Consider the following 18,795-nt stretch of genomic DNA (forward strand, 5'->3'; position numbering starts at 1 on the left):
TTACGGGGCGGTGGTTTCAGGGGCGCGAGGAACTGACGCGTCTGCACAATCCCGCACACCAGCCGCTGCGGCCCGCAAGGGGCTGAGCGCGCAGTTCCCCGCGCCCCCTTACGGGGCCCTACGGCCGACGACCGCCCCCCAGGGGCGCGAGGAACTGCGCGAGCAACCCCCGTCCCACCCGCACACGCAGGCGCACCGTCACAGGCAGACGCGTCTGCGCAATCCCGCACACCAGCCGGTGCGGCCCGCAAGGGGCTGAGCGCGCCCCTTACGGGGCTACGCCCGGGGCAACCCGTACGCGTCCGCGATCAGCTCGTACGACCGCAGACGGATGTCACCACCGTGCGCGTTGCCCGTGATCATCAGCTCATCCGCCCCCGTCCGCTTGGCGAGGTCGTCGAGGCCGGTGCGGACCTGGTCGGCGGTGCCATGGATGACGTTGGCGTTCCAGCTCGCGACGAACTCCCGCTCCATCTCGTTGAATTCGTACGCCTCCGCCTCCTCCGGGGTGGGGACCAGGCCGGGACGCCCGGTGCGCAGGCGGACCATGTTCAGGGCGGCGGCCATGACCTGGCGGCGGGCCTCGTTCTCGTCGTCCGTGGCGAGCGCCGAGACGCCGATGAGGGCGTAGGGGGCGTCGAGCACCGCGGAGGGCTTGAACGACTCGCGGTAGAGGTCCAGCGCCGGGACGGTGTTCTGCGCCGAGAAGTGGTGCGCGAAGGCGAACGGCAGGCCGAGGACACCGGCGAGGCGCGCGCTGAAACCGGAGGAGCCGAGCAGCCACAGCGGCGGCCGGTGCGGGGACTGGACACCGCCGGGCGAGGTCGCCTGGATCGGTCCCGGCACGGCGTGGATGCGCCGGTAGGGGTGGCCGTCCGGGAAGTCGTCGTCCAAGAAGCGCGTCAGCTCGGCCAGTTGCTGCGGGAACTCGTCGGCGCCCTCGCTCAGCCGGTCCGAGCGGCGCAGCGCGGCGGCGGTGGCGCCGTCCGTGCCGGGGGCGCGGCCGAGGCCGAGGTCGACGCGGCCGGGGGCCATCGCCTCCAGGGTGCCGAACTGCTCGGCGATGACGAGCGGGGCGTGGTTGGGCAGCATGACGCCGCCGGAGCCGAGCCGGATGCGGTCGGTGTGGGCGGCGAGGTGGGCGAGGATCACGGCCGGTGAGGAGGACGCGACGCCCGGCATGGAGTGGTGCTCGGCCACCCAGTAGCGGTGGTAGCCGCGGGCCTCGGCGAGCCCCGCGATCTCGACGCTGGTGCGCAGCGCGTCGGTAGCGGTGCGCCCGGCGCCGACGGTGACGAGGTCGAGGACGGACAGGGGAACGGGCGCGGTGCCCTGCCGCTCACCCCGGATACCGTCACCGCGGGTGCCGTCGTCGCGGGTGCCGTCGCCGGTCGGGTCCACTGTCACTGGGGTGCCTCCTGCACTGCGTATGTACGTCACGTGGGTACGGGAGAGCACAACAGGAGGCACACTCCGTTTTATTCCGGGGCCATGGCCGCGCCCCGGCCGGCGCCTCGTACCAGTACCGTGCCGCCATGGCTGATCCCCTGAAGACACTGGTCGACGGAGTCGAGGTCGAGGTGCCCAACACCATCCCGGACATCCGCGCCGCCCTGCCCGAGGACCGGCGCGCGGAGTTCGACCGGGCCATCAACGCCGCCGGGGTCGACGAGATCCACGCCGTGATGCGGCACTGGATGCTGGAGGCCGTGCCCGATCCGGACGCCGAGGCGCGGCTCGCGCGGCTCGCCTCCGACGAGGCCGAGCGGCGGGGAACGGCGTGAGCCCCCGCCACCGCCGGGCCCACCGGATCACCTACGCGCCGCCCGCGGACGACACCCTCGCCAAGATGGGCGACCCCGAGGCGTTCCGCGCCGCGCTGACACGCACGATCGGCCGCGACCCGTACGGCCACGGCTCGACGCCCGTACGGGGCGAGCAGGACCGCAGGGAGGCGACCGTCGAGGGTGCCATCGTCCTGTACTACGTCTCCGGGTCGGTCCAGACGTTAACGGTGGTCAGACTGATCCTCAGCCCCTGACGCCCCTGCCCCCTAGGGAGTGCCGCCGTCGGCCTGGACCACCGGTTCCCTCGTGAACAGCGAGCCCAGCTCCGGGGCGTTCACCCGGCGCTCGGCGAGCCGCAGCGCCTCCCAGACCGTGACCTGGTTGGCCGTCAGGACCGGCTTGCCGACGGCCGCCTCCAGCTCGCGGACGTGCGCCGCCGTGTGCAGCGCCGTGTCCGGCAGGAGCAGCGCCTGCGCGTCCGGGTGGTCGCCGTCGCGGGCGAGCGCGAGGACCTCCTCGCGGCCCCAGGTGCCGACCTCCGCCGCCGTGATGATGCCGCTCCCCCGTGTCGAGACGACCTCCGTGCCCGCCGACTTCAGGAACGCCGTGAAGTGCGCGGCCACGTCGTCCGGGTACGTCGCCGCGATCGCGACGCGGGCCGCGCCCACCTCGCGTACGGCGTGGGCGAAGGCGAACGACGTCGACGAGGCGGGCAGGCCCGCCGCGAGGGCGAGGCCGCGCACCTGCTCGTGCGCGCCCTCCCAGCCGTGGACGAAGCTGCCGCTGGTGCACGCCCACACGACCGCCTCCGCGCCGGAGAGCCGCAGCTCCTCGACGCCGGCGGCGAGCCGCGCGGCCGAGCCCATCTCCAGGAGCGCGTCGACCCGGTGCGCGTCCTCGCCGATGTCCGTGTGGACGACCTGAAGCCGGACATCGCTGCCGAGCATCTGCTCCATGCGGGGGTAGTCGTCCTCGGCCGAGTGCCCCGGGTAGAGAAATCCGAGTGCCGTCACGTCCAGCCTCCTCCTTCTGCGGGTGGTCCCGCGGGTGGTCCTTCGGGCAGGCCCTGTGGGGGCGGCGGATTCAGCGGACTCGCGCCCGGCCGTGCCCCCGGGTCGATCAGTGCCTGATAAGGCCCTACCGCACGCGTACCCAGCCGACGCAGGGCCGACCACATCGTCACCTGGTTCGCCGAGATCACCGGCATGCGCAGTTCCGCTTCCAGTTGCGGGATCACGTCGTACGTGGGGAGGTTCGTGCAGCTGATGAAGAGGGCGTCCGCCCCGCCCTCGACCGCGCGGCGCGCCATGTCGGCCACGTCCCGGTAGGGGACCTTCCAGATGTGCCGGGTCAGCCCCAGGTAGGCGCGGGCCGTGACGACCACGCCCGCCTCGGCCAGGTACTCCTCCAGGGCCTGCGTCACCGACCAGGTGTAGGGCGTGACGAGGGCGACGCGCCGGGCGCCCAGTTCCGCCAGGGCTTCGAGGAGCGCGCCGGAGGTGGTCACGGAGGCGACCGCGCCCTCGCGGGTCATGGCCTCGCACATCGCCCGCTCCCCGGCGGTGCCGCCGACGAAGCTGCCCGACGTGCAGGCGTACGCGAGGACTTCGGGCTCCGCGACGGTCAGCGCGCGGACCGCGTCGGCGAGCGTCTCGTGCTCGCTGACCAGGCGCGCCAGGTCCAGGCTGACCTCGACGGGCACGTACGGGGTGCGGGTGAGGTGGAGGGAGACCTCGTCCGGGACCCAGCGCCACAGCTCGCGGTCGAGGGCGAAGTCGAAGGGGGCGACGACACCCACACCTCGTTGTGGGTGCGGTCCGCCGAGGAAGGAGACGTCCATGAGCAGGCCCCAAGTTCGTGCGTGGGATCAGGGACCGGCCGGGGGCCGGGACGAGCTGCCCGGCGAGGGCGCCGGGACCTGCGGTGCGCACGCGCGCACGGAGAAAGGAGCGGATGGGTGCGGCACCGCTGCCACGGTGCCTCTGTTGACGAAGGTAGGTTCGGGTGCGAGCGTGGTCAATCCGCACCTTTCAGACGGCTGCGCCGTACCTCTTCAGGGAAGCGGAACCCCCTTGGCCACCACCACCGTGCTCGTCCTTGACGCCGCTCCCCCGACGCCGCCGCCGCGCCTGGGCAGCCTGACCGGCCGCGCCCGGATCCTGCACACCGACGAGGCCGGCCTCGCCGCCCGACTGCCGCTCGCGGACGTGCTGTTGGTGTGGGACTTCGCCTCGGACGCGGTGCGCCGCGCCTGGCCGGGCGAGGGCTCCCGGCCGCGCTGGGTGCACACCGCGAGCGCGGGCGTGGACCACCTGATGTGCCCCGAACTCGCCGCCTGCGACACCGTGGTGACCAACGCGCGCGGCGTCTTCGACGAGCCCATCGCGGAGTACGTCGCCGCGCTCGTCCTCGCCCTGGCCAAGGACCTGCCGCGCACCCTGGAGCTCCAGCGCGAGCGCTCCTGGCGCCACCGCGAGTCGCGGCGGGTCGCGGGCACGCGCGCGTGCGTGGTGGGCTCGGGACCGATCGGCAGGGCCGTCGCGCGGACCCTCAAGGCGCTCGGCGTCACCACCGCCCTGGTGGGCCGCGCGCCGCGCCCGGGGGTGCACGGCGCCGAGGAGCTGGACCGGCTGCTCGCGCGCGCCGACTGGGTGGTGTGCGCGGCGCCGCTCACCGACGACACGCGCGGCATGTTCGACGCCCGGCGCTTCGGCGTCATGCAGCCCTCGGCGCACTTCATCAACATCGGCCGCGGCCCCCTCGTCGTCGAGGACGACCTGGTGGCCGCCCTGTCGAAGCGGTGGGTCGCGGGTGCGGCCCTCGACGTCTTCGCGCACGAGCCGCTGCCCGGGGACAGCCCGCTGTGGACGGCACCGGGGCTGCTGGTCTCCCCCCACATGAGCGGCGACACGGTCGGCTGGCGCGATGAACTGGGCGCCCAGTTCGTCGAGTTGTACGAGTCCTGGGCGGCGGGTCGGCCGCTGCGGAACGTGGTCGACAAGGAACGTGGGTATGTCCCGGGGCACTGATCACGACTAGGAGGCCGGATGTCCGAACTCACGGATCTCACCGCCGTACGACTCGTCGACGGATACCGCAAGGGCGAATTCAGCCCGGTCGACGTGGTCCGCGCCGCGCTGCGGCGGGCCGAGGAGACCCAGCCCCTGGTGAACGCCTTCGTGCGGATCGAGGCCCAGACCGCACTGGCCCAGGCCGAGGCCAGTGCCGGGCGGTGGCGGCGCGGGGAGCCGCAGGGCCTGGTGGACGGCGTACCGGTGTCGGTGAAGGACCTCCTGCTGCTGCGCGGCGGCCCGACCCTGCGGGGCTCGCGGACCATCCGCGCGGAGGGCGAGTGGGACGAGGACGCCCCTTCGGTGGCGCGGCTGCGGGAGCACGGCGCGGTGTTCATCGGCCGCACGACGACCCCGGAGTTCGGCTGGAAGGGCGTGACGGACAGCCCCCGCAGCGGCATCACCCGCAATCCGTACGACACCTCGCGCACCTCGGGCGGCTCGAGCGGCGGCAGCGCGGTGGCCGTGGCGGTCGGCGCGGGCCCCTTGTCGCTGGGCACGGACGGCGGTGGCTCGGTGCGCATCCCGGCGTCGTTCTGCGGGATCTTCGCGCTGAAGCCGACGTACGGCCGGGTGCCGCTGTACCCCGCGAGCCCCTTCGGGACGCTCTCCCACGTGGGGCCGATGACGCGGGACGCGGCGGACGCGGCGCTGATGATGGAGGTGATCACGGGCCCCGACCCGCGGGACTGGTCCCAGCTCGGGGCGGTGGCCGGGAGCTTCCGCGCGGGCCTGGACGGCGGTGTGCGCGGGCTGCGCGTCGCCTACTCGCCCTCGCTGGGCGGCCAGGTCGCGGTGCGGCCCGCCGTCGCGGCGGCCGTGCGGCGGGCGGTGGAGTCCCTCGCCGCGCAGGGGGCGTACGTGGAGGAGGCCGACCCCGACTTCTCGGAACCGGTGGAGGCCTTCCACACCCTGTGGTTCAGCGGGGCGGCGCGCGTCGTGCAGCAGCTGGCGCCCGACCGGCGGGAGTTGCTCGACCCGGGGCTGCGGGAGATCTGCGGGCAGGGCGCGCGGTACAGCGCGCTTGACTACCTCGCGGCGGTCGACGTCCGCGTGGATCTCGGGCGCCGCATGGGCCGCTTCCACTCGGCGTACGACCTGCTGGTGACGCCGACGCTGCCGATCACGGCGTTCGAGGCGGGCGCCGAGTTCCCCAAGGGCTCCGGGCACCGGCGGTGGACGGGCTGGACGCCGTTCACGTACCCCTTCAACCTCACCCAGCAGCCCGCGGCGACCGTGCCCTGCGGGGTGGACGAGGAGGGGCTGCCGATCGGGGTGCAGATCGTGGGCGCGCGGCATGCCGACACGGTGGTGCTGCGGGCTGCGCACGCGTTGTACGAGGCGGGCGGCGTCGGTGTCGCGCCGCCCGTGCTCGGCTGAGCGGGGCCTAGGCCTGGCGGAAGTTCAGCGTCTCGCCCTGCGCGCCCGCGCGCCACAGGTCGTTGCAGGCCTCGGCCATGCGGTCGAGGCCGTCGACGATCTGCCCCCAGACGATGCCGGGCACCCAGCCGACGTCGCCGTTCAGGAGCAGGTTGTTCCGTTCGTAGAAGAGGGCGAGGTCGACGACGGTGGTGCCGGCCCGCACGTCGGCCTCGGGTTCGTAGCCATACGCCGGGGTCCCCAATTCCGTACCGGAGAAGGAGAAATAGCAGAGATCGCCCGGAATGGGGGTGACTGTCGGATTCTCCAGGGGCGGCTCGCGGTCCGCGAAAGCCGGGAAGAGGGCGTAGATCTCATTGCGCGCGTATTTCGCGTGGTAGACGTCGGACCCGAGCGGAAGTGCCTCCCACACCGCCGCGCAGGTCACCGGGGCCCGGTCGTCCAGCAGCCTGGCCGTGCACTGGACTCCCCGCTCGGCGAGGGAGACTTCGATGAATCGGTCTGCCATGAATCCCATGTTCCTCCCCGGGTCAAGACGCCGGGAGCACAACGATCGCATCAGGGGCCGGAATTCACCGGCATATGTGGCGTCGAGTCGGGTAGCCGCGCGCCCATGGCTCCACCACTTGGGAACAACGAGGGAATCACTGGCAGAGCGGTTCGCCGCCGCGCCCTGCTCACCGGAGCGGGCGGGGCGGCTTTTGGCGCGTTCGGGCTCTCGGCGTGCAGCCGGGTGCCCGAGGAGGGGAAGGTTCAGGGGGGCGACCTGCTGGAGCGGCTGCGTGACAGCGGCACGGTCAGGATCGGCGTCGCGGGCGAGGTCCCGTTCGGATACATCGACGAGGACGGCGAGGTCACCGGCGAGGCGCCGGCCATCGCCAAGGTCATCTTCCCGCGCCTCGGCGTGCCCGAGGTCAAGGCCGTTCCCACCAAGTTCGGGGCGCTGATCCCCGGGCTGACGCAGGCACGGCAGTTCGACGTGGTCTCGGCGGGCATGTACATCAACCCCACGCGGTGCGAGCAGGTCCTCTTCTCCGACCCCGACTACCTCATGCTCGACTCCTTCATCGTGAAGAAGGGCAACCCGCACGGCATCAGGACGTACGAGGACATCGCGGAGAAGGGCCTGAAGCTGGCGAGCGGCACCGCCTACGCGGAGATCGACTACGCCAAGGCCGCGGGTGTGAAGGACGTCCTCGTCCTGCCCGACCAGGTGGCGGGGCTCGACGCCGTGGCCCAGGGCCGCGTCGACGCCTTCGCCGGCACCAACGTCACCGTACGCACGGTGATCAGGAAGAACCCGCGGGTCGAGGCGACGAAGCCCTTCCAGCCGGAGGTCGACGGCAAGCCGGCCTACGGCGCGGGCGGCTTCGCCTTCCGGCTGTCCGAGAAGAACCTCCGGGACGCCTTCAACAAGGAGCTGCACAAGCTCAAGAAGAGCGGCGAGCTGCTGCGGATCGTCAAGCCGTTCGGTTTCACCGAGGCCGAGATGACGGACCTGACCCTGCGGAAGCTGTGTCCCCCGGTGAAGGGCGTCTCCTCATGATGTCGTCGGAGTTCTTCGGGAACTGGTTCCTGCCCGGTATCTGGATCACCCTCCAGGTCACCTTCCTCAGCGCGGCCCTCGCCTTCGTGATCGCCTTCCCGATCGGTGTGCTGCGCACGAACCGGCTCTGGATCGTGCGGTTCCTCGCCGGGGCCTACTTCGAGATCTTCCGCAGTACGTCGTCACTGGTCTTCATGTACTGGATCGCGTTCACGGTCCCGCCGGTTTTCGGCATCAGTTTCCAGCCGATGTTCGCGGGCGTGCTGGCACTCGGCATCACCTACGGGGCCTACGCCTCGGAGATCGTGCGCGGCGCGCTCGCCGCGGTGCCGCCCGCGCAGCGCGAGGCGGGCATCGCCCTGAACTTCACGCCGTTCCAGCGGCTGCGCCGCATCGAACTCCCGCAGGCCTGGCCGGAGATGATCCCGCCATTCAACAACCTGCTCATCGAGCTGCTCAAGGGCACCTCACTGGTGTCCCTCATCGCGGTGGCCGACATGACCTTCGCCGGTGACCTGCTGCGACTCGTCACGAACGAGAGCGCGCCGATCTACACGCTGCTGCTCGTCCTGTACTTCGTCCTCGCGTTCGTCCTCACGCGCGGCATGCGGCTCCTGGAGCGGCACGCCAAGAAACGGGTCGGCCAGGCGCCCGAGAAGACGGGCCTGTTCAGCGGGATGCGCGCCAAGTCGTCGATCGACGTCGTCGCCGGTACGGGGGCTGCCAAGTGAACTGGAACTGGTCGCATGTCGACGACTTCATGCCGCTCTTCTGGGACGGCGTGGAACTCACCCTCCAGGCGCTGTTCTTCGGCACCCTGATCGCCTTCTCGCTGGGCCTGGTCTGGGCGATCGCGCAGCGCTCGGAGAAGAAGTGGATCCGGTGGCCGGTCACCGCCGTCACCGAGTTCATCCGCAGCACCCCGCTGCTGGTGCAGCTGTTCTTCCTGTTCTACGTGGTGCCTCAGTGGGGCCCCTCCATGTCTCCCCTCACCACGGGCATCGTCGGCCTCGGGCTGCACTACTCGACGTACACCTCGGAGGTCTACCGCGCCGGGATCGAGGGTGTGCCCGCCGGCCAGTGGGAGGCGGCGACCGCGCTCAGCCTCTCCAGGCGCCGCACCTGGACGTCCGTGATCCTGCCGCAGGCGGTGCGCCGGGTGATCCCGGCGCTCGGCAACTACGTGATCATCATGCTGAAGGAGTCGCCGCAGATGGCCGCCATCGGCGCGCTCGACATGCTGGGCCAGGCCCAGGGCTACAGCCAGGCGACCTTCACCTACGAGGCGATCAGCGTGGTCGGTGTCGCCTTCATCGTCATCGCCTACCCGGCCTCTGTCCTTCTGCGAGCTTTGGAGCGTCGCCTTGTCCGCTGACAGCAGCACTTCCCAGGAAATCCCCAACCCCGCCGTCGACGGCAGCGAGCTGATCCGCTTCGACAAGGTCGTCAAGCGCTACGGCTCGAACGTCGTCCTGGACGAGCTGGACTTCTCCGTCGCCTCCGGCAAGCACGTGACGCTCATCGGACCTTCCGGTTCCGGGAAGACCACGATCCTGCGGCTCCTGATGACGCTGGTGCGGCCGGAGCAGGGCACGATCAAGGTGGGCGGCAACTACCTCACCCACGAGGAGAAGAACGGCAAGCTCGTCCCGGCCGGCGAGAAGCACGTCCGCGAGGTCCGCAAGAACATCGGGATGGTCTTCCAGCAGTTCAACCTCTTCCCGAACATGAAGGTGCTCCGGAACATCACCGAGGCACCCGTCAACGTCCTCGGCCTGTCCAAGGACGAGGCCGAGCAGCGCGCCCGTGAACTGCTCGACCTGGTCGGCCTCGGCGACCGCTGCGACGCGTACCCGACGCAGCTCTCCGGCGGCCAGCAGCAGCGGGTCGCCATCGCGCGGGCCCTCGCGATGCGCCCGCAGGTGCTGCTGCTCGACGAGGTGACGTCCGCGCTCGACCCCGAGCTGGTGGCGGGCGTCCTGGACGTCCTGCGTGACATCGCGCACACCACGGACATCACGATGCTCTGCGTGACCCACGAGATGAACTTCGCGCGGGACATCTCGGACCAAGTGCTGATGTTCGACTCGGGCCGGGTCATCGAGTCCGGGACCCCGGAGAAGATCTTCACCGAGCCCGAGCACGAGCGGACCCGCGAGTTCCTCAGCGCGGTGCTGTGACCGTCGGCCCCAGGCGCGGGACATCGGCCGAGGCCCCGCGCCTGGGGCATGACGCTGGCATATGCCAGGGTGGCGCGTTCCTGCTGACGGGCCGGAGCGCGCCGCCAATCTCGTCAACAGCCGCTCCTGGTGCGCCACTTGGCGGCTATCGTGGGACGGGCCCGACCGTCCGGAACCGCTCCACGCAGGGGGAAGCCGTGGCGTTGAAGCACCAGGCGACCACGCCGCACGACTCCGTCCAGAGCGCCCTGCGGGTGCTCGAAATGGTCGCCCGGCACGGCTCCGGTGTGACCACCGTCGAGCTCGCCCGCGAGACCCGCCTGCCCGCCACCCGGCTGGCACCCCTGCTCCGCATGCTGCGCCGCGAGGGATACGTCGAGCAGACGGCCGACGGGGTCTACGTCACCGGCCAGTGCCTCAGCCGCCTCGCCTCGGCCGACCACCACGACGAGGCGCTGCGCGAGAAGCTCCGGCACACCCTGGACGGCCTGCGTGACTCCATCGGCGCCGCGGTCTACATCAGCCGCTACGTCGACGGCGAGATCCGCGTCACCGACATCGCAGCCGGGCCCCGCACCCCGGCGGTCAACGAATGGGTGGACTTCCGCTCCTCCGCGCACGCCAGCGCCATCGGCAAGAGCCTGCTCACCCAGCTCGACGTGAACGGCCGCCGCGATCACCTCTCCCGCCACAAGATGGCCCGCCTCACCTCGCGGACGATCACCAACGAACGGGTCCTGCTCAACCGCCTCGCCGCCCAGCCCGCCACGGTCCCGGTCCTCGACCTCCAGGAGTACGCGGTCGGCACGGTCTGCGCCGCCGTGCCCATCACCGCCGGCTCCTCGGTCGGCTGCCTCGCCCTGTCCCTGCCCGTCGAGCACGCGCACCGGCTGCGGGAGGCGGCGGACACGCTGAACCGCGGGGCGGCGCCGGTCCTGCTGTCGCTGGCCATCTGAACCGGCCCGCGGGCCGTGGTCAGGAGCACCCCTTCGGACCAGGTAGTATTTTCGTGTCAGCAGGCGCCGCTAGCTCAGTTGGTTAGAGCAGCTGACTCTTAATCAGCGGGTCCGGGGTTCGAGTCCCTGGCGGCGCACTTGCGAATGTCGAAAGGGCGTTCCCGGTCTCCGGGGACGCCCTTTCGCGTACCTCCGCCGCACCCGGGGTGCGGAAAACCGCACCCTCACTCAACGGCAACCCCCATACCGCCGCCGACCTGCGCTTTCTAGCGTCTCCCCTATGGACCTCATGACTCTCGCCCTCCCCCAGGAGCCCGCCGGCGGCATCGCCGGGTGGGCCGCCGATCTCGTGGACACCCTGGGCGGCCCCGGTGCCGGGCTCGCCATCGCACTGGAGAACCTCTTCCCGCCGCTGCCCAGCGAGGTGATCCTGCCGCTCACCGGCTTCGCCGCCGGGCAGGGAGTCATCACCCTGTTCTCCGCGCTGTTCTGGACCACGCTCGGCTCGGTGGTCGGCGCCGCCGCCCTCTACGGCATCGGCGTGCTGTTCGGGCGCGAGCGCATGCACGCCCTGTGGGCGAAGCTCCCGCTGGTCAAGGCCTCCGACCTGGAACGCACCGAGGCCTGGTTCGCCAAGCACGGCACCAAGGCCGTCCTCCTCGGCCGCATGGTGCCGATCTTCCGCAGCCTGATCTCCGTGCCGGCCGGGGTCGAGCGCATGCCGCTGCCGGTCTTCCTGGCCCTGACCACGCTGGGCAGCCTGGTCTGGAACTCCGTGCTCGTCCTCGCCGGCTACTGGCTGGGCGATCAGTGGGACACGGTCGGGACGTACGTGGGCGTCCTCTCCAAGGTCGTCCTGGCCCTCGCCCTCGCGGCCGTCGCCGTGTACGTGACGGTGCGCGTACGGTCCCGCCGCCGGGCACCCGCGGGTGCCGCGGCCCGCCACCGCCGCGGCACCCGTCGCGACTAGGGGTCCGCTAGTGTCGGACGACGTGAAGCAGCCCGTGGCCGCCCCGTTCCTGCTCAGGGTCGCCGGTGTGCTCGTCGGCTGCCTCACCGCCGTGCTCAACCTGCTCTACTTCGTCCTCGCGGGAGCCGCCCTCGGCGCCTTCCTGCTCTGGCCGCGCACCCGCCCCCGCGCCCACGCCCTGCTCGCCGCGGGCGCCCGCAGGCTCACCGGGGTCGAGCGGCGCCGCCGCTCCCTCTTCTTCCGCGACGCCTTCCCCGAGCACCGCGCCTGTGACCAGCAGATCCTGCGCTACCTCGCGGCCCGTACGTACTCCGGACTGCTCTGCGCGGTCGTGGTCGGCCTGGTCGACTTCGGCGCGGTCCTCGCCGGGATCTTCGCCGCGTCGCTCACCCACACCTCCATGACCTGGGTGGACATACTCGGCCAGGTCGTCCTCGGCGGCACCCTCCTCTTCCTCGCCGTGCAGGGCCTGCGCGCCCTCACCGAGCAGGACGCGCGCCTGGCCCGCGAGTGCTTCGGCCCCTCCGAGCGGGAGCTGCTCCAGCGCCGCATCGACGAGCTGGCCACCAGCCGTGCCGCGGTGGTCAGGGCCGTCGACGTCGAGCGGCGCCGGGTCGAGCGCGACCTGCACGACGGCGTCCAGCAGCGGCTCGTCGCCCTCGCCATGCTGCTCGGCAGAGCCCGCAGGGGCCGCACCCCCGAGCGCGCCGACGCCCTGCTCGAACAGGCCCACAAAGAGGCGCAGGAAGTCCTCACCGAACTGCGCGAGGTGGCCTGGCGGGTCTACCCCACCGCCCTCGACAGCCTGGGCCTTCGCGAGGCGCTTGGCGGGGTGTCGGAGCGGTGCGCGCTGCCCGTGCGCATGGAGTACGACGTACCGCAACCGCTGCCATCCGCCGTCGAGACGGCCGCCTACTTCGTCGTGTCGGAGGCCGTGAACAACGCCGCCAAGCACTCGGCGGCCGACGAGGTCTTCGTCCGCGTACACGGGGACGGGACCTCCCTCGTCGTCCTCGTCCGGGACACCGGTACCGGCGGCGCCGACCCCTCGGGCAGCGGCCTGACCGGGCTGGGCAGCCGGGTCGCCGCGCTCGACGGCACACTGCGTGTCGACAGCCCCCTCGGGGGACCCACCACGATCACCGCGGAGTTGCCGTGCGCGTAATCCTCGCCGAGGACTCGACCCTGCTGCGGGAGGGCCTGGTCCGGCTGCTCGCCGAGGAGGGCCATGAGGTGCTGGCCGCCGTCGGCGACGCCGAAGCGCTCCTCGCCGAGGTCGGGGCGAAGACCCCGGACGTCGTCGTCACCGACATCCGGATGCCCCCGGACCACACCGACGAGGGCCTGCGCGCCGCGGTGCGCATCCGCGAGCTGCGCCCCGAGATCGGTGTGGTGGTCCTCTCCCAGTACGTGGAGCGCAACTACGCGGCGCAGCTGCTCACGTCGAGCGCCGAACGGGTCGGCTACCTCCTCAAGGACCGCGTCGCCCAGGTCGAGGAGTTCCTCGACGCGCTGGAGCGGGTGCACGCCGGGGGCGCCGCCATCGACCCCGAGGTCGTCCGGCAGCTGCTCATCCGCACCACGCACGCCGACCCGCTGACCCGCCTCACCCCGCGCGAGCGCACCGTCCTGGAGGCGCTGGCCGAGGGGCACACCAACGCGGCCATCGGGCAGAAGCTGCACATCTCGCTGAGCGCGGTCGAGAAGAACCTGAACGCCATCTTCGACAAGCTGGGCCTGTCCCGGACGACCGGCTACAGCCGCCGGGTCCTCGCGGTGCTGCGCTACCTGGAGTCCTGAGCCGGTCCCCCGCGCCGTACCGGTGCACGGATATCCCCCGCACCGGTGAGGACGGCGGCGCCCGGCCCGCCCGATACTGGCACGGCCTCCCGCCCCGAGGAGCCGCCGTATGCCCACTCCGCCCCGGCCTGCCAGGCTGCCCGCCGCCCGGCTGCGCGCCGCCCATCCGTACGTGGTCGACGTCGCGGTCGCCGCCGTCGTGCTGTTCGCCGTCTCGCTCCAGTTCCTCTTCCCCGACGAGGGCGGGGACGCGCTGTCCCTGCCGGGCTTCCTGCTCGGCGCGGGCACGGCGGTACCGCTGGTGTGGCGGCGCCGCGCGCCGTTCCTCGTCGCGTGCGTCCTCGCGTTCTTCACGCCGGCCATGGCGGTCCACCACCGGCCGCCGCCCGACATCGTCTACGGCGGGCTCGTCGCGCTCTACACCGTGGCGGCCCTCGCGAAGCCCTGGCAGCGGCGGGTCATGCTCACCGCGTGGCTCGTCGGGGCGGCGGTCACCATGGCGTTCAAGGAGCGCGCGGAGCCGTACGAATACCCCTTCCACCTGCTGAGCCTCGTCAGCGCGTACGCCCTCGGCTCCCTGAGCCGTGTCCAGGGCGCCTACACGGCCGCCCTGGAGGACCGGGCCCGGCGTCTGGAGCGGGAGCGCGAGCGCGAGACCGCGCGCGCCGTCGCCCTCGAACGGGCCACCATCGCACGGGACATGCACGACATCCTCGCTCACGCCGTGAGCCTGATGGTGGTGCAGGCGGAGGCCGGGCCCGTGGTGGTACGCGCCGATCCGCCGCGCGCGGAGGCCGCGTTCGACGCGATCGCCTCCGCGGGCCGCGACGCGATGGTGCAGCTGCGCCGCATCCTGGGCGTGCTCCGGGAGCCCGGGAGCGCCGCGGGCGGACGCGAACCGCCACCCACGCTCGACGCCCTGTCCGACGTGGTCCGTGAGGTCCGACGGACAGGGATGGGCGTGGAGTTGACGCGGTCCGGGCCGCCGCGCGCGCTGCACGGGGACGTCGAGGTGGCCGCGTACCGCATCGTCCAGGAAGCGCTGACGAACGCGGTGAAGCACTCCGGCGCCGACCATGTCGTGGTCCAACTCGACTGGCAGGAGGCCTGGTTGAGCGTCACCGTCACCGACGACGGGGTTGGCGGCACGGCGAGCGAGGCCGGTGGCCACGGGCTGGTCGGAATCCATCAGCGCGCCGCCGCCTGCGGGGGTCACGCGGAGAGCGGTCCCGCACCCGATGGCGGATTCCGCGTCGCGGCGCGCCTGCCCACGGCATCCTTGGGGGATGAGCATCCGGGTGGTGGTCGCCGACGATCAGGAGCTGGTGCGCAGCGGCTTCTCGATGATCCTGGACGCGCAGCCGGGCATCGAGGTGGTCGCGGAGGCGGGTGACGGCGCGCAGGCCGTCGCGGCGGTGCGCCGGCACGACCCGGACGTACTCCTCCTGGACATCCGCATGCCGGGCATGGACGGCATCGAGGCGGCCCGCCGGGTCTGCGCGCGGTCCGGCTGCCGGGTGGTCATGCTGACCACCTTCGACATCGACGAGTACGTGTACGAGGCGCTGTACGCGGGAGCCAGCGGCTTCCTCCTCAAGGACGTCCGCAGGGACGACCTGGTGCACGCCGTGCGGGTCGTCGCGGCCGGAGAGTCGCTGCTCGCGCCGACGGTGACGCGGCGCCTGGTCGAGGACATCGTGCGCCGCAGACACACCACGCGGGCCACGGGCGGCGCACCGACCGCCGCGCGGCTGGCGGTGCTCACCGCCCGCGAGGAGGAGACGCTGCGCCTCCTGGCCCGCGGCCTGAGCAACGCGGAGATCGCGGCGTCCCTGGTGGTGAGCGAGCACACCGTGAAGACCCACGTCAGCAACGTCCTGTCCAAGCTGGCGCTGCGGGACCGTGTGCAGGCGGTGATCTGCGCGTACGAGACGGGCCTTGTGGCCCCCGGCGAGCTGGAGGGGGGTGGCGGGCCTGTCGGGGGGTGAGGTGATGGGGCCGCCGGGGGTGAGCGGGGGGCGTTGCGCGGGCGGGGGGGCGTGACCGTGCGGCATGGCGTCATCCGCCTGGGGAGGCGTCACCTGCCCGGGAGGTGTTGCCCGTGCGGAGGGGCGTGACCCGTCCGGTAAGGCGCTACCCGTGCCGGAAGGCGCTGCCCATGCCGTGAGGCGTCGCTCCTACGGTGAGGCGTCTCCCTTGCGGAGGGGCGTGACCTGTGCGGGGAGGCGTCGCCCGCGCCCGGAGGCATAGTCCGTGCGGAGAGGCGTCACTCATGCGGTAACGCGCCACCCGCCTGGGGCGGCGCCGCCCATACGGGGAGGTCACCCGCCTGCTGAGGCGGCACCCGGGCGGGGAGGCGGCACCCGCCGGGTGGGGCGTCGCCCGTGCGGAGCGGCGTCGCCCGGGTGAGGGAGGTATCGCTCTTGCGAGGGAGGGGGCAAGACCGCTCCGCGTGGTGATCCGTGGGGGGTGTTCCGCGGTGACTCTGAGATGTGACCCGCCCCGAGGTGCCGTACCGGCTCCTCCCGGAGTCCTCAAGGAGCCGTCATGCTCACCGCTTTCGCCCGGACGGCGACCCGCCGCCCGCTTACCGTGATCGCCGTCTGGATCTGTCTCCTCGTCCTCGGATTCGGCTTCGGCCCCCGGGTTTTCGGGGACCTGACCTCGACCGTGGAGGACGTGCCGGGCAGCGAGTCGGTCGTCGCCGACGACCTTCTCGGGGACCTCGACCCGGCCGGTGCCTCCATCACCGCCGTCGTCTCGGGCGGCGGCGCCGTCGACCGGCCGGAGTTACGCGCCGAGGTCGCCCGCGCCGTCGCCGAGGTGCGCGCCCTGCCCGGCGTCGCGGAGGTGCCCGACCCGTACGCCACGCGCGGTCTGGTCGCCGAGGACACCCGGGCGCTGCTCGTCCCCGTCACGCTCAAGGGCGGTCTCGACGACGACGCGGAGGAGGACACGGTCGGTGACGCCGCCGACCTGCTCCGGGGCATCGACGCCGCCGACGTGGCGGTCAGCGGTGGCCCGCTGCTCGGCGAGCAGATGGGGACGCGGGCCCAGGAGGACATCGCGAAGGCGGAGTTGATCACCCTGCCCGCCGTCCTGCTCGTCCTGCTGCTGATCTTCGGCGGACTGCGCGCGGCCGCGCTCCCCCTGCTCGTCACCGTCAGCGGTGTCGCCGGGGCGTTCCTCATCCTGTACGGCTTCGGCCTGCTCACCGACATCTCGGTGTACGCCGTCCAGATCGTCACGATGCTGGGGCTCGGACTCGCCGTGGACTACGCGCTGTTGATGGTGGCCCGCTTCCGCGAGGAACGCGCCCGCGCGGAGAACGCGGGCGTGGCCGAGGCCGTGCACGCGACCGTCGCCCGGGCCGGCCGCACCGTCCTGTTCTCCGGACTGACCGTCGCCATCAGCCTGTCGGGGCTGGTGTGGTTCCCCAGCCCGTTCCTGCGCAGCATGGGGCTCGCGGCGGGCGCCGTGGTCGTCGTCGACATGCTGGCGGCCCTGACACTGCTGCCGGCCCTGCTGACCCGCTTCGGCGGGAAGATGGCGCCGGCCTCGGGGCGTGACGAAGGGCTCCGCTTCAACGCAGGCGCGGGGTCCCGCTTCCGCAAGGGCTCGCCCGAGGCGCGTGACGGCGCGGTCTTCGCCCGAGTCGCCCACTTCTGCGCCGCCCGGCCGCTCGCCGTCCTCATGGTCGCCGGGGTCGCGCTCGTCGCCCTCGCCGCGCCCACCTTCGGGATGCGGATCGCCATCGGCGACGCCAGGCAGCTGCCGCACGGCACCGAAGCCAGGCAGCTGTACGAAACCGTGCGCGCGCACTATCCGCCCGAGGCCGACACCAGCCCCGTCGAGGTACTCATCAGGCCAGGCGCGCCCGCAGACTGCGAACGCAAGATCCGTGCCCTGCCCGGCATCGCGGCGTCCGAACGCCACCGCCTCTCCGACGGCACGATCCTGCTCGAACTCACCCCGCACGGCTCCGCCGACGGCCCGACCGCCACGCGCCTGGTCGAGCGCGTACGCGACCTGCGCGGCGCCGAACCCGTCGAGGTGGCCGGCAACGCCGCCCGGCTCGTCGACTTCCGTTCGATGCTCGCCGAGCGCGCCCCCTGGGCCGTGCTCACCGTCCTGGCCGGGCTGTTCACGCTGCTCTTCGCCTTCACCGGCTCCATACTGATCCCGCTGCGCACCCTCGCCACCACCCTGCTCAGCCTCGGTGCCGCCCTCGGCGTGGTCACCCTGGTCTTCCAGCACGGGCACGGCGCCTCGCTGCTCGGCGGCGAGGGCCTCGGGGCGCTCAGCCTGACGGCGCCGCCGCTGATCATCGCGATCGCCTTCGGGCTCGCCATGGACTACGAGCTGTTCATCCTGTCCCGGATGCGGGAGAGCCGGCTCCGCACCGGCGACCACCGCACCGCCGTCGTCGAGGGACTGCGCCGCTCCGGCCGCGTGGTGAGCTGCGCGGCGCTGCTCCTCGCCCTCGTCTTCGCCGGGTTCATGACGGGCGGCTTCTCCCCGGTCCTCCAGGTCGGCCTCGGCCTGACCCTCGCGGTCCTCATCGACGCCACCGTGGTCCGTATGTTCCTGGTGCCGGCCACCATGGCCCTGCTCGGCCGGCACGCCTGGTGGGCGCCGCGTCCGCTGCGCCGCCTCCACCGGCGGTACGGACCGCGGGAGACCATACCGCCGCCCGTCGCGCCGCGGGGGTTCACGACAGGACCGCACCGTCCATGACCAGCGCCGCCGCGAGCCCCGCGGCCAGGAGCCAGGTGCCGAGCCTGGTGCGGCCGCGGCGGCTCAGCTCGATGACCACGCCGCAGAGGATGAGCAGCAGCCCGTAGACCCCGACGACCAGCACCGACGAGCGGCTCGCCAGACGCAGTGCGAGGACCACCGCCGCCGCGGCCATCAGCAGTCCGGCCGCGGCGATGCGGGCGCGGCGGGCGCGGGCGGCCGGGGTGGGTCCCTCAGCTCCCTTGGGTCCCTCGGATGGCATGGTTCCCTCGGGCCCTGCGGTGGCGCTTTCCGGGGTTGCCGTCTGCGGCTCGTCGTTCTGTGCCGTGGCGTCGGCGTCGGTCTGGTCGGGCGTGGTCATGAGAGTG

General features: G+C 72.5%; 20 protein-coding genes and 1 tRNA gene. 16 read left to right on the top strand and 5 right to left on the bottom strand.

Going from position 1 to position 18,795, the window contains the following annotated elements:
* Positions 1-276 precede the first annotated feature (276 nt).
* Positions 277-1,350, bottom strand: a complete 1,074-nt coding sequence (locus tag KKZ08_RS14110) for an LLM class flavin-dependent oxidoreductase (RefSeq protein WP_223779046.1) — start codon at positions 1,348-1,350, stop codon at positions 277-279.
* Between the two features lie 185 nt (positions 1,351-1,535).
* Here KKZ08_RS14110 and KKZ08_RS14115 point away from each other — a divergent pair, with 185 nt between their 5' ends.
* Both KKZ08_RS14115 and KKZ08_RS14120 read left to right on the top strand, forming a co-directional pair.
* The gene (locus KKZ08_RS14115) at positions 1,536-1,784 is read left to right on the top strand and encodes a hypothetical protein (protein WP_223774784.1); all 249 of its coding nucleotides are present in this window, start codon (positions 1,536-1,538) and stop codon (positions 1,782-1,784) included.
* A gap of 65 nt (positions 1,785-1,849) precedes the next feature.
* Complete coding sequence (locus KKZ08_RS14120; RefSeq protein WP_223779047.1) at positions 1,850-2,041, top strand: hypothetical protein; 192 nt, start codon at positions 1,850-1,852, stop codon at positions 2,039-2,041.
* 12 nt (positions 2,042-2,053) lie between these two features.
* Here KKZ08_RS14120 and KKZ08_RS14125 read toward each other — a convergent pair whose 3' ends face one another.
* Together KKZ08_RS14125 and KKZ08_RS14130 are read right to left on the bottom strand one after the other, a co-directional pair.
* Entirely contained in the window at positions 2,054-2,800 is a 747-nt protein-coding gene (locus tag KKZ08_RS14125; protein ID WP_223774785.1) for a decarboxylase, read from the bottom strand.
* The gene (locus tag KKZ08_RS14130; RefSeq protein ID WP_223774786.1) at positions 2,797-3,627 is read right to left on the bottom strand and encodes an aspartate/glutamate racemase family protein; all 831 of its coding nucleotides are present in this window, start codon (positions 3,625-3,627) and stop codon (positions 2,797-2,799) included. Before KKZ08_RS14130 ends, KKZ08_RS14125 begins: the two co-directional genes overlap by 4 nt.
* Positions 3,628-3,859: 232 nt before the next feature.
* Between KKZ08_RS14130 and KKZ08_RS14135 the strand changes: the two genes are divergently transcribed.
* Complete coding sequence (locus KKZ08_RS14135; protein ID WP_223774787.1) at positions 3,860-4,816, top strand: D-2-hydroxyacid dehydrogenase; 957 nt, start codon at positions 3,860-3,862, stop codon at positions 4,814-4,816.
* Between the two features lie 18 nt (positions 4,817-4,834).
* Positions 4,835-6,238, top strand: a complete 1,404-nt coding sequence (locus tag KKZ08_RS14140) for an amidase (protein WP_223774788.1) — start codon at positions 4,835-4,837, stop codon at positions 6,236-6,238.
* Between the two features lie 7 nt (positions 6,239-6,245).
* Here the strand turns inward: KKZ08_RS14140 and KKZ08_RS14145 are convergent, their stop codons facing one another.
* Positions 6,246-6,746: a DUF3830 family protein gene (locus KKZ08_RS14145; RefSeq protein ID WP_223774789.1), complete on the bottom strand. Its 501-nt coding sequence runs from the start codon at positions 6,744-6,746 to the stop codon at positions 6,246-6,248.
* Positions 6,747-6,851: 105 nt separating this feature from the next.
* On the opposite strand from KKZ08_RS14145, the gene ehuB reads away from it, so the two are divergent.
* The 12 genes from ehuB (at position 6,852) to KKZ08_RS14205 (ending at position 18,427) form a co-directional block, all read left to right on the top strand.
* Positions 6,852-7,784, top strand: coding sequence for an ectoine/hydroxyectoine ABC transporter substrate-binding protein EhuB (ehuB, locus tag KKZ08_RS14150; RefSeq protein ID WP_223774790.1), 933 nt, complete (start codon positions 6,852-6,854; stop codon positions 7,782-7,784).
* Positions 7,784-8,515: an ectoine/hydroxyectoine ABC transporter permease subunit EhuC gene (ehuC, locus tag KKZ08_RS14155; RefSeq protein ID WP_223779048.1), complete on the top strand. Its 732-nt coding sequence runs from the start codon at positions 7,784-7,786 to the stop codon at positions 8,513-8,515. The genes ehuB and ehuC overlap by 1 nt, the downstream gene beginning before the upstream one ends.
* Complete coding sequence (gene ehuD, locus KKZ08_RS14160; RefSeq protein ID WP_223774791.1) at positions 8,512-9,159, top strand: ectoine/hydroxyectoine ABC transporter permease subunit EhuD; 648 nt, start codon at positions 8,512-8,514, stop codon at positions 9,157-9,159. The genes ehuC and ehuD overlap by 4 nt, the downstream gene beginning before the upstream one ends.
* Positions 9,149-9,964, top strand: a complete 816-nt coding sequence (gene ehuA, locus KKZ08_RS14165) for an ectoine/hydroxyectoine ABC transporter ATP-binding protein EhuA (RefSeq protein WP_223774792.1) — start codon at positions 9,149-9,151, stop codon at positions 9,962-9,964. Before ehuD ends, ehuA begins: the two co-directional genes overlap by 11 nt.
* Before the next feature lie 197 nt (positions 9,965-10,161).
* The gene (locus KKZ08_RS14170) at positions 10,162-10,920 is read left to right on the top strand and encodes an IclR family transcriptional regulator C-terminal domain-containing protein (RefSeq protein ID WP_223774793.1); all 759 of its coding nucleotides are present in this window, start codon (positions 10,162-10,164) and stop codon (positions 10,918-10,920) included.
* A gap of 63 nt (positions 10,921-10,983) precedes the next feature.
* A tRNA-Lys gene (locus tag KKZ08_RS14175) sits at positions 10,984-11,057 on the top strand.
* 143 nt (positions 11,058-11,200) lie between these two features.
* The gene (locus KKZ08_RS14180; RefSeq protein ID WP_223774794.1) at positions 11,201-11,890 is read left to right on the top strand and encodes a DedA family protein; all 690 of its coding nucleotides are present in this window, start codon (positions 11,201-11,203) and stop codon (positions 11,888-11,890) included.
* A 22-nt stretch (positions 11,891-11,912) separates the two neighbouring features.
* Positions 11,913-13,055 carry a sensor histidine kinase gene (locus KKZ08_RS14185; protein ID WP_223774795.1) on the top strand — a complete coding sequence of 381 codons (1,143 nt, stop codon included), beginning with the start codon at positions 11,913-11,915 and terminating at the stop codon, positions 13,053-13,055.
* Complete coding sequence (locus KKZ08_RS14190) at positions 13,046-13,690, top strand: response regulator transcription factor (RefSeq protein WP_223774796.1); 645 nt, start codon at positions 13,046-13,048, stop codon at positions 13,688-13,690. The genes KKZ08_RS14185 and KKZ08_RS14190 overlap by 10 nt, the downstream gene beginning before the upstream one ends.
* A 109-nt stretch (positions 13,691-13,799) precedes the next feature.
* On the top strand, positions 13,800-15,083 hold the full coding sequence (locus KKZ08_RS14195) for a sensor histidine kinase (protein WP_223774797.1): 1,284 nt from the start codon (positions 13,800-13,802) through the stop codon (positions 15,081-15,083).
* Complete coding sequence (locus KKZ08_RS14200) at positions 14,977-15,678, top strand: response regulator transcription factor (RefSeq protein ID WP_223774798.1); 702 nt, start codon at positions 14,977-14,979, stop codon at positions 15,676-15,678. The genes KKZ08_RS14195 and KKZ08_RS14200 overlap by 107 nt, the downstream gene beginning before the upstream one ends.
* A gap of 559 nt (positions 15,679-16,237) precedes the next feature.
* Entirely contained in the window at positions 16,238-18,427 is a 2,190-nt protein-coding gene (locus tag KKZ08_RS14205) for an MMPL family transporter (RefSeq protein WP_223774799.1), read from the top strand.
* On the opposite strand, the gene KKZ08_RS14210 is transcribed toward KKZ08_RS14205, so the two are convergent.
* Entirely contained in the window at positions 18,402-18,788 is a 387-nt protein-coding gene (locus KKZ08_RS14210; protein WP_223774800.1) for a hypothetical protein, read from the bottom strand. The two genes, KKZ08_RS14205 and KKZ08_RS14210, sit on opposite strands and share 26 nt — an antisense overlap.
* Positions 18,789-18,795: the final 7 nt, after the last annotated feature.

It is taken from the genome of Streptomyces sp. 135, assembly GCF_020026305.1.
In the GTDB taxonomy this organism is placed as follows: Bacteria; Actinomycetota; Actinomycetes; order Streptomycetales; family Streptomycetaceae; genus Streptomyces.

Bases quoted from the DNA above. Each gene is read 5' to 3' on its own strand.
- ehuC (WP_223779048.1), top strand. From the start codon at position 7,784: ATGTCGTCGGAGTTCTTCGGGAACTGGTTCCTGCCCGGTATCTGGATC.
- ehuB (WP_223774790.1), top strand. From the start codon at position 6,852: ATGGCTCCACCACTTGGGAACAACGAGGGAATCACTGGCAGAGCGGTT.
- KKZ08_RS14140 (WP_223774788.1), top strand. From the start codon at position 4,835: ATGTCCGAACTCACGGATCTCACCGCCGTACGACTCGTCGACGGATAC.
- KKZ08_RS14130 (WP_223774786.1), bottom strand. From the start codon at position 3,627: ATGGACGTCTCCTTCCTCGGCGGACCGCACCCACAACGAGGTGTGGGT.
- KKZ08_RS14200 (WP_223774798.1), top strand. From the start codon at position 14,977: ATGAGCATCCGGGTGGTGGTCGCCGACGATCAGGAGCTGGTGCGCAGC.
- KKZ08_RS14115 (WP_223774784.1), top strand. From the start codon at position 1,536: ATGGCTGATCCCCTGAAGACACTGGTCGACGGAGTCGAGGTCGAGGTG.
- KKZ08_RS14205 (WP_223774799.1), top strand. From the start codon at position 16,238: ATGCTCACCGCTTTCGCCCGGACGGCGACCCGCCGCCCGCTTACCGTG.
- KKZ08_RS14145 (WP_223774789.1), bottom strand. From the start codon at position 6,746: ATGGCAGACCGATTCATCGAAGTCTCCCTCGCCGAGCGGGGAGTCCAG.
- KKZ08_RS14120 (WP_223779047.1), top strand. From the start codon at position 1,850: ATGGGCGACCCCGAGGCGTTCCGCGCCGCGCTGACACGCACGATCGGC.
- KKZ08_RS14210 (WP_223774800.1), bottom strand. From the start codon at position 18,788: ATGACCACGCCCGACCAGACCGACGCCGACGCCACGGCACAGAACGAC.
- KKZ08_RS14180 (WP_223774794.1), top strand. From the start codon at position 11,201: ATGGACCTCATGACTCTCGCCCTCCCCCAGGAGCCCGCCGGCGGCATC.
- KKZ08_RS14195 (WP_223774797.1), top strand. From the start codon at position 13,800: ATGCCCACTCCGCCCCGGCCTGCCAGGCTGCCCGCCGCCCGGCTGCGC.